Source organism: Gardnerella sp. DNF01198P, from assembly GCF_049244165.1.
Lineage (GTDB): Bacteria > Actinomycetota > Actinomycetes > Actinomycetales > Bifidobacteriaceae > Bifidobacterium > Bifidobacterium swidsinskii.
The window spans coordinates 885922-899858 of the sequence record NZ_CP058382.1; the positions used below are offsets into that span (position 1 = coordinate 885922).

12 protein-coding genes and 2 pseudogenes are annotated in these 13937 nt (G+C 37.9%); 11 read left to right on the top strand and 3 right to left on the bottom strand.

The genetic code is table 11. The features are described from left to right. The first annotated feature begins 47 nt into the window (after window positions 1-47). Genes HXT44_RS03855 through HXT44_RS03865 form a run of 3 tightly spaced genes read left to right on the top strand, consistent with a single transcriptional unit; the run spans window position 48 to window position 3603 of the window. The gene (locus HXT44_RS03855) at window positions 48-1643 is read left to right on the top strand and encodes a recombinase family protein (protein ID WP_421782524.1); all 1596 of its coding nucleotides are present in this window, start codon (window positions 48-50) and stop codon (window positions 1641-1643) included. Beyond that, the gene (locus HXT44_RS03860; protein ID WP_421782526.1) at window positions 1613-2029 is read left to right on the top strand and encodes a DNA recombinase; all 417 of its coding nucleotides are present in this window, start codon (window positions 1613-1615) and stop codon (window positions 2027-2029) included. Before HXT44_RS03855 ends, HXT44_RS03860 begins: the two co-directional genes overlap by 31 nt. Beyond that, on the top strand, window positions 2026-3603 hold the full coding sequence (locus HXT44_RS03865) for a recombinase family protein (protein ID WP_421782528.1): 1578 nt from the start codon (window positions 2026-2028) through the stop codon (window positions 3601-3603). The genes HXT44_RS03860 and HXT44_RS03865 overlap by 4 nt, the downstream gene beginning before the upstream one ends. A gap of 511 nt (window positions 3604-4114) precedes the next feature. Here the strand turns inward: HXT44_RS03865 and HXT44_RS03870 are convergent. Next, a pseudogene (locus tag HXT44_RS03870) lies at window positions 4115-4210 on the bottom strand (type I restriction endonuclease subunit R); the annotation flags it as partial. A 291-nt stretch (window positions 4211-4501) separates the two neighbouring features. Here HXT44_RS03870 and HXT44_RS03875 point away from each other — a divergent pair. From HXT44_RS03875 to HXT44_RS03910, 8 genes and pseudogenes are all read left to right on the top strand, one after another. Then, on the top strand, window positions 4502-5323 hold the full coding sequence (locus tag HXT44_RS03875; RefSeq protein WP_421782530.1) for an SMODS domain-containing nucleotidyltransferase: 822 nt from the start codon (window positions 4502-4504) through the stop codon (window positions 5321-5323). Between the two features lies 1 nt (window position 5324). Further along, on the top strand, window positions 5325-5879 hold the full coding sequence (locus HXT44_RS03880) for an SLATT domain-containing protein (RefSeq protein WP_421782532.1): 555 nt from the start codon (window positions 5325-5327) through the stop codon (window positions 5877-5879). Window positions 5880-5901: 22 nt separating this feature from the next. Further along, window positions 5902-7365: an RNA-binding domain-containing protein gene (locus HXT44_RS03885; protein WP_421782534.1), complete on the top strand. Its 1464-nt coding sequence runs from the start codon at window positions 5902-5904 to the stop codon at window positions 7363-7365. 65 nt (window positions 7366-7430) lie between these two features. Next, window positions 7431-7553, top strand: coding sequence for a hypothetical protein (locus HXT44_RS03890; protein ID WP_269199234.1), 123 nt, complete (start codon window positions 7431-7433; stop codon window positions 7551-7553). 412 nt (window positions 7554-7965) lie between these two features. Continuing rightward, window positions 7966-8526: a hypothetical protein gene (locus tag HXT44_RS03895; protein WP_012914150.1), complete on the top strand. Its 561-nt coding sequence runs from the start codon at window positions 7966-7968 to the stop codon at window positions 8524-8526. Between the two features lie 9 nt (window positions 8527-8535). Then, window positions 8536-9462, top strand: coding sequence for a hypothetical protein (locus tag HXT44_RS03900; RefSeq protein ID WP_174182812.1), 927 nt, complete (start codon window positions 8536-8538; stop codon window positions 9460-9462). A 431-nt stretch (window positions 9463-9893) separates the two neighbouring features. After that, window positions 9894-10115: pseudogene (locus HXT44_RS03905) on the top strand (recombinase family protein); the annotation flags it as partial. 203 nt (window positions 10116-10318) lie between these two features. After that, entirely contained in the window at window positions 10319-11719 is a 1401-nt protein-coding gene (locus HXT44_RS03910; RefSeq protein WP_102155182.1) for a hypothetical protein, read from the top strand. A gap of 322 nt (window positions 11720-12041) precedes the next feature. On the opposite strand, the gene HXT44_RS03915 is transcribed toward HXT44_RS03910, so the two are convergent. Together HXT44_RS03915 and HXT44_RS03920 are read right to left on the bottom strand one after the other, a co-directional pair. After that, window positions 12042-13694 (bottom strand): recombinase family protein, encoded by a 1653-nt coding sequence (locus HXT44_RS03915; RefSeq protein ID WP_050567752.1) that lies wholly within the window; start codon window positions 13692-13694, stop codon window positions 12042-12044. A 71-nt stretch (window positions 13695-13765) separates the two neighbouring features. After that, the gene (locus HXT44_RS03920) at window positions 13766-13933 is read right to left on the bottom strand and encodes a hypothetical protein (RefSeq protein WP_004121940.1); all 168 of its coding nucleotides are present in this window, start codon (window positions 13931-13933) and stop codon (window positions 13766-13768) included. Window positions 13934-13937 lie beyond the last annotated feature (4 nt).

A 13937-nucleotide genomic window follows, 5' to 3' on the forward strand; every position in this document is an offset into this window, starting at 1 on the left:
CTGCTTTTAGAGTGATGAATAGTATTAGCTGAAAGTGAGGGGAAATAGTGAAAGAAATAATAAAAATAGACTCTACAATGCGAAAAACTGGTTTTGAGAAAAAGACGCGGGTTGCAGCGTATGCGAGAGTTTCTAGTGATAGTGATGAGCAGCTCCTCAGTCTAGAAGTGCAAAAGGAGCATTACGAAAACTATATTAAGTCTAATCCATGCTGGGAGTATGCGGGACTTTACTTTGACGAGGGTATTAGCGGCACGAAAATCGGTAAGCGTGAAAGTCTTAAACAACTGCTTAAAGACTGTCAGAGCGGTCAGATAGACAGGATTATTACAAAGTCTATTAGTAGGCTTGCAAGAAACACGGTTGACTGTCTTGAAATAGTTAGAAAACTTACCGGTCTTGGTATTTATTTGTATTTTGAGAAAGAAAACATTGATACCGAGCATATGAGTTCGGAGCTTATGCTTTCTATTCTGAGTTCTATTGCGCAAAGCGAGTCAAGATCCATCTCGGAAAACAGCATGTGGTCAATTCAAAAAAGGTTCGAAAATGGAAGCTTCATCATTTCCTGCCCTGCGTATGGGTATAAAAACGAGAATAAGAAAATGATTATAGTTCCAGAGCAAGCCAGGGTAGTAAAAGAAATTTTCAACATGGCTCTTTCCGGCATGGGCGGAAAAGCAATAGCACGAGTATTGACCGATAAAAAGATTCCAACTAAAAAGGGCGGAAGCTGGACTTCAAGTACCGTGAACGCTGTTTTGACTAATAAAACATACACAGGGGATGTGATTTTTCAGAAAACATACACGGATGATAGTTTTAACCGTCATAAAAACTGTGGTGAGAAAAAACAGTATGTTATTGAAAACCATCATGAGGCTATCATCAGTCATGAAACTTTTAATCTTGTAAAAGAGATTATCGCGTGGAGAAGAAATGAAAATAACATAGTATGTGGTAGTGGTAAGTACAATAAGCTTTATGCGTTTTCAGGTAAAATTCGTTGTGGTGAGTGTGGAAGCAAGTGTAAAAGACGAATAATTTATCAACATAATAAGGCGTATGGTATATGGGTTTGTATAACGCATCTTGAAGATATTCATGCTTGTTCACAAAAGTCTGTTATGGAAAGTTATCTTAAAATTTCCTTCCTGCAAATGCTTAACAAGTTCAAAGCAGCATCTGCTCAAATATTAACGCCTTTCATAAAAAGCTTAAGAAACGTGAATAGTAAAGACGGTTTGAACAAAGTTATCGAACTCGAAGAAAAAATAGCTAAATTGCAAGAACAAGAGCAAGTACTCAGTAAGCTTTTAGCCGGTGGCTACATTGAGATGGATTCCTACTATCTAGAAAGCAATCAGCTTAAAACGGAAATAGATACTTGTCTTAAGGAAAAACTTAAGCTTTCTAACAGTTTAAACGGTAACTTAACGCACTTAAACGAGGCGCAAAAACTTCAACGGTTCGTAAGCGTCACAGAAGTATTTAGCGAGTTTAAGGACGAGGATTTTCTAGATTTTGTAGACGATGTCGTAGTTAAAAGCAGAACAGAATTTATTTTTCATTTGAAATGCGGATTGGAATTAGAAGAAGAGGTGAAAGAAACATGGCACGCATCCCATATGGTTACAGAATAGTAGACGGTAAAGCGGTTATAGATGAAGTAAAAGCTCAAGAAGTAAGAGAGTTTTTTCGTTTCTATCTTGAATTTAAAAATATTTCTCAAGCTGCTAAAAAATCAGGTATAAAAAGGGATTGGCCAGTCACGGGCAAAATTCTTAGCAAGAAATTGTATTTAGGAACAGAGTTTTATCCTCAGATTATCGATGAGGATATGTTTAGACAAGTGCAACAAATAAGGCATGAGAATGCTATCAGGAATCATCGTTATAAAGAGCCTAAGCCAATAAAGGAAATTCGGCTTATTACAAGCTACCAGTTAGAAAAGGTAGAAAAGAAATACGATGATCCTTATCGGCAAGCAGTATACGCGTACAGTCAAATCAAGGGAGGTGTAAAATGAGTGCCAACGTTACAATTATTCCACCAAGAAAAATAGCGGGGAATACGGTAGATAAGCATAAAGATAAGCCGAGGTTAAGAGTAGTAGCGTATTGTCGTGTCAGTACTGACAGTGAAGAACAGGCAACAAGTTATGACACGCAAGTTCAGCATTATACGGATTATATTTCAAGAAATCCTCTCTGGGAGTTTGCTGGCATTTACGCTGATGACGGTATTTCAGGAACTAGCACGAAAAAACGTGTCGGTTTCAACGACATGATCCACGATTGCATGAGTGGCAAAGTAGACATGGTTATCACTAAGTCGATTAGCCGTTTTGCGAGAAACACTATCGACTGTTTAAAGTTTGTTAGACAGTTGAAAGACAAAAACATTCCGATCATTTTTGAAAAAGAAAACATCAACACCATGGAAGCAAGCGGAGAACTATTGCTTACTATCATGGCTTCTTTAGCTCAACAGGAATCCGCGTCGCTTTCTCAGAATGTGAAGCTTGGACTTAAGTTCCGCTACCAGGAAGGCAAAGTGCAAATCAACCATAACTGGTTTTTAGGATACACAAAAGACGATGAAGGGAATCTCGTAATTCTTGAAAAGGAAGCAAAAGTCGTAAGAAGGATTTATAGAGAATATTTAGAAGGAGCAAGCCTTAGAGATATAGCGGAGGGCCTTGAAAAAGACGGCATTAAAAACGGTGCCGGGCATTTAAAATGGAATTTATCTAATATTAAAGGCATCTTGCAAAACGAAAAATATATTGGTGATGCTCTTTTACAAAAAACCATCACGACAGATTTTATTAACCATGTTCGTATAAAAAATGATGGAACAGAACCACAGTATTATGTAAAAGATAGCCACACGCCTATTATTCCAAGAGATATTTTCTTTAAAGTTCAAGAAGAAATGGTAAGACGAGCCAACATGTTTAGCGGTGAGGAGAACAAAAAAAGAAGAGTTTATTCCAGCAAGTACGCTTTATCCAGCCTATGTGTTTGTTCTAAATGCGGGGATATTTACAGAAGAATTGCTTGGAACAATCGAGGAGTGCATTCTGTTGTCTGGCGTTGTTGCACCAGAGTGAAAAACGGTCCTAGTGCTTGCGATGCTCCGACAGTACAAGAGAACGAACTGCAGTCTGCTACAGTGAAAGCCATAAACAAGGTGTTTAGTATACCGGATGAAGTATTGGATACGTTGAATAACAATATTAGAGAAATTATCGCGGGCAACAACTTAAGTGAGATTGAAACGGTTGATAAAAAAATTGCAGACAAACAAGCGATACTACTAACCTTGCTTAAAGCTAAAAAAGACTACACGAAAATAGCTGATGAGATTGATGAGCTTAAAGGTAAGAAACAGCAGCTTCTTATAGAAAAAGCAGGTCAAGAAGATGCTAAAAGACGAATCAGAGAAATGGAAGATTTTCTGAAAAATGAACGTCACGATATTAGTGAGTATGATGAGAAGCTGGTAAGAAAGTACATCAAGAAAATAAAAGTTTACGAGGATAGGTTCAACGTAACTTTTAAATCAGAGATTAGTGTGGATGTTGAAAGGGCATCGTAAAAGCCAAAAGAATGTGAGCATTTGAAATGTTACAAAAGTCAGCCTAGGGGGAATCCTCTCTAGGCTGTTTTTATGCTAAACTCAAGCTATTAAGCAAACGTAAACCTTTTAACGATAGCCTTTTCCTATCGTTAAAAAGTGCACCCACTATCCATAGTGTGCACTCAAAAAAGTGTAGCTATACTTGGAGTTCTCTCAATCCACGTCGAGAGTGTTGTATTGATGTCAAAGGCTGATTAGGTGGGTGCAAATTTGCCCTTGTGTAGCAGGGGTTAGCGAGGGTTATCGTTAAAAGGTTTAGCGTATGGCGGCTTTAAGCTGGGTTCTCGCGGTTTTTGAGCGTGATTTTGCTGTTTGAGGAAACATATCAACGCTCTAGGGTCGAGTGCACAGGATGGATAACGTTAAAAAGTGCACCCACTTTGCACCCACCCTGCACCCACCTTGTGGAGTGGGAAAATAAGGTTTAGGCTAATTATCGAAGTGGTTCAATTACGATAATTATGCAAAACTATAGATCTGTTCTATCAGTCCACAGCTCACACTGAGTCATTACTGTTTGAACAGCATCTTCCATACCTTCAGGAGGATAGTGGTGCTCCTTAAGAAACATAAATAACCGACGGAGGGCATGGATGACGCTGTTGCTACTGTAATGCTTCAGTGTGACCTCTGGACGGACAACAATGATATGGAGCATCGGGTAGTTAACTATAGTGAGGTACTGAAAGAGAGTAATAATCAGGAATTGATTATGGTTGCCGAAGACAGAGGAGCTTATGACAATAATAAGTGCTGATACAGCTGATATAACGAAAAGAAGATGTTGTGGTTTCTGGCGGCTTTCGAATAGAGTTTCCTGATAATCAAAAGGCAAAAATGAAATGGAGAAATAATTATGAGTTCAAACGTAATAAGACATGATAACATTATCCCTTTAGTAACGCGTCAAAGCATAGCAAGCAGATATCATACGGTTACGAAAGCTATAAATCAAGAGTTTTGGAATTCAACGAGTGAAACCACACATAGTCTCTATGTTGGTTCTTATGGAAGAAACACAGCAATAAATACAAGCGACATAGATATACTTGTTGAAATTCCGGAAGCTGAATATAATCGGTACTCATATTCTAAATGGAATGGGCAATCTCGACTTTTACAGGCTGTGAAGAACGCGATTGAAACTTCCTATTCAAGAAGCGATATTAGGGCAGATGGTCAGGTTGTTAAAATTGCCTTTTCTGATGGGATGAAATTTGAAGTGTTACCAGCGTTTCCGCAGACAAGTTTGGGTGGTAGTGTTTCATACAAATATCCAGATACGAATATGGGAGGAAACTGGAGAACAACAGATCCTAAGTCTGAGCAAAAAGCAATAAAGGGAAAGAACAGCTCATCTAATGGGTTATTGTGTGCTACTTGTAAGCACATAAGAACGATCAGAGATGATTCTTATTCGAGCTATCATCTGTCAGGAATTTTAATTGATTCCTTTGTATATGTTGCGATGGGAGAATGGCATTTTACGGATGGAGATAGCAATTCCTCAAGCCAACCAATATCGTATGAACAGGCATTACTTAATTATTATAATCATATTCCATGCAACGGAATATCTGCGTCAAGTCTATATGCTCCCGGAAGTGGAATGTCGATTGATACTACAAAGGGATGGGATGTCCTCGGCAAGATCCTAAATAAAATGGTATCGGAGTAAAATGGAAAGTGATAAAAGCTATAGGGCACGATTAAAAAATCAAATAAAGGATGCTTGTGGAAAAGTTATATACACATATACTGCGCATCACAAATTAGCTGATCGACTTGAGAAAGAAAATAAGTATGTGAAGAATGCACAGATTATATTGACCACACTTTCTTCTTGCGGATTTTTTGCCAGCATTATAACAAACAAGGTCATATCGACATGGGTAGGTGGAATTACTGCTGTATTGTCTTTGTGCCTAAATCTATATGCCAAGGAATATAAGATTCAAAATGAAGTAAGCCAGCATCGAAATGCAGCAAATGTGTTGTGGGGTATTCGAGAAGAGTATGTTTCCTTATTAGTTGATTTTGAAGTGCTTGACGATAGTGAGATACAAAAAAAGAGAGATGCTCTTTGTAATAAAGTTTCAGAAGTCAATAATAATTATCCTGCAACTGATGAGAGAAGCTACAGGGCTGCGCAGAAGGCTTTGCAAAAGGAAGAAGAACAGACTTTTAAGGAGAACGAGGTTGATTCCATTTTGCCTAATGGAATTGATAAGTGAATAATCGAAAGGGGTGAGTTATATGATACTCCCTGAAAATTTGATGAATTTGATTCGTCAGGGCGAGGGGCTGACAGTCGAATTCAAAAAATCAACAACAGATATTACGAAGGATGTCTATGATACCGTTTGTTCTTTTTCTAATCGGGATGGCGGTCATATTTTCTTTGGTGTGAAGGATAACGGGACGATTCTCGGTGTTGATAAAGACTGCGTTGAGCAGATGAAGAAAAATTTTGTTACTACGATTAACAATGAGAGAAAAATGTATCCGCCACTCTATTTGACTACAGAGGAATATGAGATCGATGGGCGTATTGTTCTTTATGTCTATGTCCCGGTTGGAAAAACCGTTTACCGCAATGCGGGCAGAATATTTGATCGCAATAATGAGTCGGACATCGATATTACAGATAATGCGGACATGGTTTTCAACCTTTATGCTCGTAAGCAAAGTACCTATTTTGTGAATAAGGTCTACCCTGCCATCCCGGTTTCAAGCCTTCGCCATGATCTTATGAATCGGGCAAGGAGAATGACGAGAGTGAATACTGAGCACCATCCGTGGGTTGACATGACGGATGAGGAGATGCTCAGAAGCTGTGGGCTTATACTTGAGGATCCGGAAACGAACAAAGAAGGTATAACACTTGCGGCAGTCTTGCTCTTTGGTACGGATAACCGTATCATGTCCGTGTTACCTCAGCATAAGACAGACGCTATTTTCAGAGTGTTCAATGTTGATCGTTATGATGACAGGGACGTGGTGATTACAAACCTGATTGAAAGTTATGATCGTTTGATGGAATTTGGAAAGAAGCATCTGAATGATGTTTTTACATTGGATGGTGTCCAGCGGATAAGCGCCAGAGATAAAATCCTGCGTGAGATTATCTCCAATTTGTTGATGCACCGTGATTTTTCCAGTGGATATGTACCGAAGCTTGTCATTGAACGGGATAAGATTACAACAGAGAATGCGAACCTTGCGCATGGGCACGGAAACTTGAATCTGAAAACATTCAGGCCATTTGCAAAGAATCCGCCGATAGCAAAAGTGTTTCGTGAGATAGGTCTTGCTGACGAACTGGGAAGCGGTATGCGCAACAGCTATAAATACACGAAGATGTATTCTGGTGGAGAGCCTGTCTTTACAGAGGCAGATGTTTTTACGACAGTGATTCCTCTTTCTGAGGCGGCAACGGCTACAGTCGGGCCGACCGAAGAACTTGATCCAAGGGAACAAGATAGGGAACAAGATAGGGAGCAAGTAAAGGAGCAAGTTACGATACAAGCTCTCCTTCAATTTTGTATCGTTCCTCGTAGTCGGAAAGAAATGCAAGAATTTATGGGTCTGACCGGTAGAAGAAACTTTTCTGAAAAATATATCAAGCCTTTGCTTAGTGCAGGAAAAATAGAAATGACGATACCAGATAAGCCAAACAGCAGGAACCAGAAATATAAAAAAGTAAACATTGAAGATTAAAAAGCGACCATTGGAGACAGAAACCATATATCGAATAGAGGAAAACGGACATTCAATGTATAGTTTTGGTTTCACAAATAGGTATGCCGAGACGATGGGATTTCGGACTTATTTCCTCAGAGCGAAGTCTTGAGGCGGTTGGTAAATCTGTGCGTTTGCATATTATTAGGCAGGAACATGGTCTTTGACCTGTTTCCGAGAACGTATGAGGGCAAAAATCAGTGTGTTTCCGGGCAAAAATGCGCTTTGACCAATTCCAGCTAATGAGCACGAATCTGGCTACACACTCGACACCAAGATGAAGCAGTCGAGTCATACAGAAAATCAGTAGCGCTTCTTTGCAAATCTCACTGAATCGCAATAGCGTTTTGATGATTTCTACTGTGCCTGCAGCCTGTTGTAGCGTTTTCGTTCTGACATTTATTTGTGTTCATAAAGGTGAGTGTAAGACTAAATAATCTTGTTAGAAAGAAAAATTTGTTTTAGTTTGCAATATTTAATAAAATACTCTCATTGGTGTAGCATACGCAAATAACAGTACCCGACGCGCATCTTAACAATGCGGATCAATTCGGGTTTTCTGATTTTTGAGGAGAGAGAATGATGCGTAAAGCAATGAAAATGTTATCTGTACCGATTGTTAGTGTCTCACTAGTATTGTGTTCAGCTGAAGTGTCTTCCGCTAACACATTGACAGAGCGCGGTAACTTCACATATGCTGCTGGTAGCCTATCTTCTACTACAACTATGACAGATGCAGACTTGGATGCGTTGATCCGTGCATTTGAATCAGTGCCTGCTGATTTGCAGTATGCTAATCCACGTACAACTTCAAATTATGAAGCACGCTTAAATGCAGCATTGCATGGCTTAACGTTTAAGTCACTGATGCGTAGGAATAGGGTTTCTATGTTTGGACATTACGCACCGATGGTTAATTGGGTCGGATGTGCATTAGCGATAGCTTCATTTGTATTTCAATATGGTGTGCCTATTGCTAAGGCACTTGGTTGGCTGAAGCGAGCGAAGCAAATATATAGAACTGTGTCGGCTATCTGGAAAGCGCGAGGAGAGCTTAAAGCTCATCTTGGTTCTGATGGAGCTAAGTTTTTGGAAATGATTCTCGGTATCGAGCCAATTACTCGTAATTGCCTTTCCTAGGGTTAGATGATGGGTGAGACGAATGTAAGGCCAGTGCTTTTCAAGCATGCTTTTTGGGATAATGTGATTATAGAAACTGTTGCTGGCATTTGCACTCTTATTATTTCGCTTCTTGTACAACAGTTCGTAGGGCACCGCGTACTAGGTTGGGAAACTGTGGTCATACTCGCGTTGAGTGTTGTGGTGTTTTCGCTGCTAAGTACAGCGTATCTGCAGTGGGACAGGCATCGTAGACCAGATGACAGGTCTGGTGATTTGCTCATCGGAATCATCGATTTTGTGCTCAGGCTGCTGGTGACCTCTGGTATTGCTTCATTGCTTGTTTCCAATACTACGCTGCTAAGCATTATTATTGGCGCAGCGATTACTAGTGTGTTGCTGTTTGTTTTTGAAAAGCCTTGGCAGCCAGGTATGACGGATGCGCAATTACAGGAAGCTTCAAAGAAATCGGTTGAGCTTGGCGTTCAAATGCTTGAAGAAGAGCGCGTAAAGCGCGCCGAGGCGAGAAACATGATTGCATTACAGCATGCGAGCGCAGGTAAAACAGGCACTCCTAGAAGTACGTCTTTAACATTCTCCTCGTTAATCGTTGCGAATATGCTGATGGAAGCAGTATGCGATGTTGTCACATTTTTGCTTGCATTGATACTGCAATGGTGGATGCTTTGTACTATCGATGGCTGGCGCACGCTACTCGTCATATTCTTGGGCAATATGCTATTTTCTTGCGCGGCGGCTGCGGTTATGGTTCTGATGGGCGCATTGAAGGCTGATCAACAGAAATGCCTAACAAAAAGTTGGCCTTTCTTGGTTATTGTTGTACTGCTTCGACTGCTGATCTTTGGTGTTCTCGCTTGGCTTCTTACGCCGAGTTTGGCATGGGTAAGCGTAGTTGTTGGTATTGTGCTTACCGATATTGTTCTCGTTATCAAGTAGCACCCATGGAGAAGAACTGCAGTAGACGCATAAGATTTTATAAGACTGTTTTCTTCTCTTTTGAGCAAAAAACTCTACGCACGTCAAAAGCGTTGTATTGATGTCAAGGTCTGATTAGGTGGGTGCAAATTTGCCTTTGTGTAGCAGGGCTTAGCGAGAGTTATCGTTAAAGGGTTTAGCCTGTGGTGGATTTAAGCTGGCTTTGCTCGGTTTTTGAACGTATTTTGGCTGTTTGAGGGAAGATATCAACGTTCTAGGGTCGAGTGCACAGGATGTTAACGTTAAAAAGTGCACCCAGGGTGGTTTATGCAGAAGTAACTATAAAAGTAATTACAATAGAAGTCCAAAAAAGTCCTAGTTTTTGCTGTAAGAATTCCCGTGAAAGGGACAGCATATGAACGTTACTAATTAATTCTATATATTTAGTAGATATTTATGCAGATGAAGGTATTTCTGGGACTAACATGAAGAATCGGCGAGAGTTTAATCGAATGATTGAAGAGTGTAAAGCAAGGTATATAAATCTAGTGATTACTAAATCTATTTCACGCTTGGCCAGAAATACTTTAGATTGCTTACAATACGCTCGTGAGCTAAAGGCTAAACAAGTTGCTATTTACTTTGAAAAGGAAAACATCAATACGATGGATGCTAGTTGATGAAGTACGAGCAAAAGATGCTAGTTTAGAGTTAAAGCTGAAAACAGGGCAAGTTATCAATATTAAAAAGTAAGAGAGTCATAGACCTATGTAGGATTGCCTTCTTACATAGTTCTGTGTATCTCTTTTTTGTATAGTATAAGTGATGAGCATGTATAATATATAACAAATTAAAAGTTGGTCGGGGGGTACAAATATTGACTAATTATTTTTTGAATAATGTGATACAAATAAAAAAATATGAGGATTATTATAAACATAATTTTGATATCGATAAAATTAAGCAGGATATTTGCACAAACAAAATAGATATGAATTTAGTAGATTTATTCAGATTTCGAATTTTTTTAGATTCTTGTGTGATGTTGTTTAACAAAGAAAAATTAGAAAAAGATTATTTAAAAGATACTTTTGATCCTAAAAATTATATTGCTAGTATTAAGAATAAATATGGAGAAACGATTAAAGAAATTGAAGACAGATTTAAAATAACTGTTGATGACACGTTTTATTATGAGTTTAATGAATCAGAATTAAAATATAAACCTAAGTCATTATGGGATAGTAGAAAAATTTTAAGAAATTCATTTGCACATATGCAGTACGGATGTTTTATGAGTTATGGAGAGAACGGCCCAATTCCATATTATTTTGCATTCAATAAAGATAAGGGGATTTTAAAAAGCAAGGGATTGGTTATAGAACCACTTTGTCATGAATTAATAGGAAAACTATACTTAAATCAAATGACAAAATCTATTGCCTACAAACATACCTATATTAAATTAAGTGAAGAACTTTCATATTTTATGGAAGTTAAATATAAAGGAAAGCGAAAATATACTCTTGATAATCAGCTACATCCTATGAATAATAAGGTCTTTTCGAGTGGAGAATTTCAAGCTTTAAAAGAATTTTTAGTTAATAATGAGGATTGCTTTGAAATTACTAAAACGGAAATTACAAAAAAAGAATTAACGAAGTATTGTGAAATGTTACATAAATATCTAGGTAAAGATATTACAAAGAATGAGCTAGGATATTTTGTCAAAAGCATCTATGATATAGAAACCGAATTTTCAAATTTTTTAACTCACCTAATTCAGTTGAATGATAGAATCATAGATTATAAAATTGCTATAGATTCAAAAAAAGCTAAGATGATCGATCGAATATTGAAAAGTATTGATGAATTAAAAGAAGACAGTGATTCATGGATAGAATTCCGATGGTTCTTTAAAATTATATATATTATTAATTTTTCATTGAGGTTGGAAGATACTGACCTAGAATCGATAAAATATTCTGTTTTAAACGTAGATGACTTTGAATATGATAGTTCACAAATGGCATTGTTTGTTAAAAAGAAAATATCAGATGGTACTATTAGAAGTAGGGATGAAAAGTTTGGAAACACTATATATATTCTACATAAGATAAGAAATGCAATAGCACATGGTAGAATAAAATTAGAAGTTATTGATAATAAAGTATATTATGTATTTGAAGATTGTTATTATAAAAGAACTGAATTAATAAAAATTGCTGTGGAAAACATGAATCAATTTATAAATAATGTGAATGCGTTAATAAAATAGCAACATGTTTAAGTTGTGTAAATGATGAGTTTAAATGTAGAAAAATAGTATCAGTAATTTGTGGCATCTAAACCACCTACACAACATATCAAATTCAATCCATAGTTATAACCCGACACACGTGGAGTGTGTTTGCCTAATGTCCAAGGCGTAATGTCGAGACGCGTGGAGAGTGTAGTATTGATGTCAAAGGCTAGTATCGAAACGAGTTTGAGTGTACAAGATTGATGTAAAAAATGCACCCCCTTAGGGGCATTCACTTAGGGATTTAATTCCTAAAAAATTATCGGCGTAATCGGTATTACTACCGGCTACGCCGATTTTACTTATGGAGTGGAATATCAACTGCACCTATGTAATTCCACTGTATCCATATGGTTTGTTTCTTGGTTCTTGTACCTGCTACCTTTTCAGATTTTTCAACATAAATCTTATCTACAAAGGTTCGAATGATCTCTGCATTAAGTTCTTGTATATCTGTGTATTGTCGTACTAATTTCAAGAAAGAATCCACGTTGAGACATTCCTCTTGCGCTTTAGAAATAAAGGCTTCAAGGGATTCAATCTTGCTTTTCAGTTCAGCTTGTTCCTTGTCGTAGGACTCAGACATGCTCTTAAATCGTTCATCAGAAATTTTACCGTCTAAGTTGTCTTCATAGAGATGCTGAACAATTGTGTCAAGTTTGCTAATTCTTGCTTTTGCTTGCTCGAGTTCCCTATTAGAGGACTTTAACTTTTGGGTTAGTTCTTTCTCGCTTTTCTTCATCACAAGTCCCACGAACTCTTCTTCGTGCTGTTTGGCAAATGAAGTAATCATTCGTAGCTCGTGAAGCAGTATTGCTTCGATCTGAATATTTCTAATTTGATGTGATGAGCATTTGCCTTTTTGCTTACGATATGTAGCACAGACAAAGTATTCTTTATCATGGCTCCAACCTTTTCCTCGAACCTGATAAAGCTTGTTACCACAATCCGCACAAAATAGCATTCCCGATAACACCGGCATCTCTCCAAGATTGGTACGCACTCGTCTACCATCTCTTATACGTTGAACAATATCAAAAGTTTCCTGGTCAATAATTGCTTCGTGTGTGTTTTTGAAAATTAGCCAGTCTTCTTTGGGATTCAATAATGTTTTCTTGCACTTGTACGATTTCTTTCTTGTTTTGAAATTGACCGTATGCCCAAGATATTCTTGCTTTTCAAGCATATTAGAGATAGTTTTTTGATTCCAGACTCCCTTAATCTCCGATTTCGCGGAAGGAATTTTAATACCAAGAGAGAAAAAATGCTCAGAAGGTGTTGGAATATTCCTTTTGATTAGCTCATTGGCAATCTGGCTAGGCCCATACCCATTAACGCAGAGTCTAAAGATTTCACGCACTACACTGGCAGCTTCTTCATCTACAATCCAATGATTTTTATCTTCAGGATCCTTAAGATATCCGTAAGGAGGATTGATGCAGAGCGGCTTCCCACTTTGTCCTTTTGCTTTAAACACAGCTTTTATTTTTCTGCTTGTGTCTTTAGCATAAAACTCATTGAAGATGTTGATGAAAGGTGTCATGTCGTTGTCTGACTGATTATTGCTATCTACGCCGTTATTTATTGCAATAAAGCGAATATCAGCGTTAGGGAATACCATCTCTGTATACATACCAACTTGCAGATAATCTCTACCCAAGCGTGACATGTCCTTGACGATAATGGTTCCAATCTTTCCTTCGTCAATGAGAGCAGTTAATTTAAGCCAATCAGGTCGCTGGAAATTAGTACCCGAGTAGCCATCGTCTACAAAGAACATAAGATTGTTGAAATGATTATCCTCGGCATACTTTTTCAGCATGCTCTTTTGATTGATAATGGAATTGCTGTCACCTTGTAATTCATCGTCTTTGGATAAACGGCAGTAAAGTGCCGTTATCTTGCCTACATTATCTAGAGTATAAGAAGGCTGTCTATTTAGTTTATTCATCTGTTTTTCCTCCTTTCCGACAGCCTTCAAGCGGTCAGTATATATTCCCGTATAACTCAGAATTTATCAAGTTATTTAGCTTCTATTACATGGTTTAAATTGCTTAAAATAAGGTGTTTGATTAGGTCTTTGACACCTTTCTGAGCACTCTTGCTTTCAAGAGAGTTAACCGTAAATTCAGTATTTCCGATTCTTAACACTTCGGTTTTTACCGGTGTATCCTTAATTTGTTCATCCATGCAT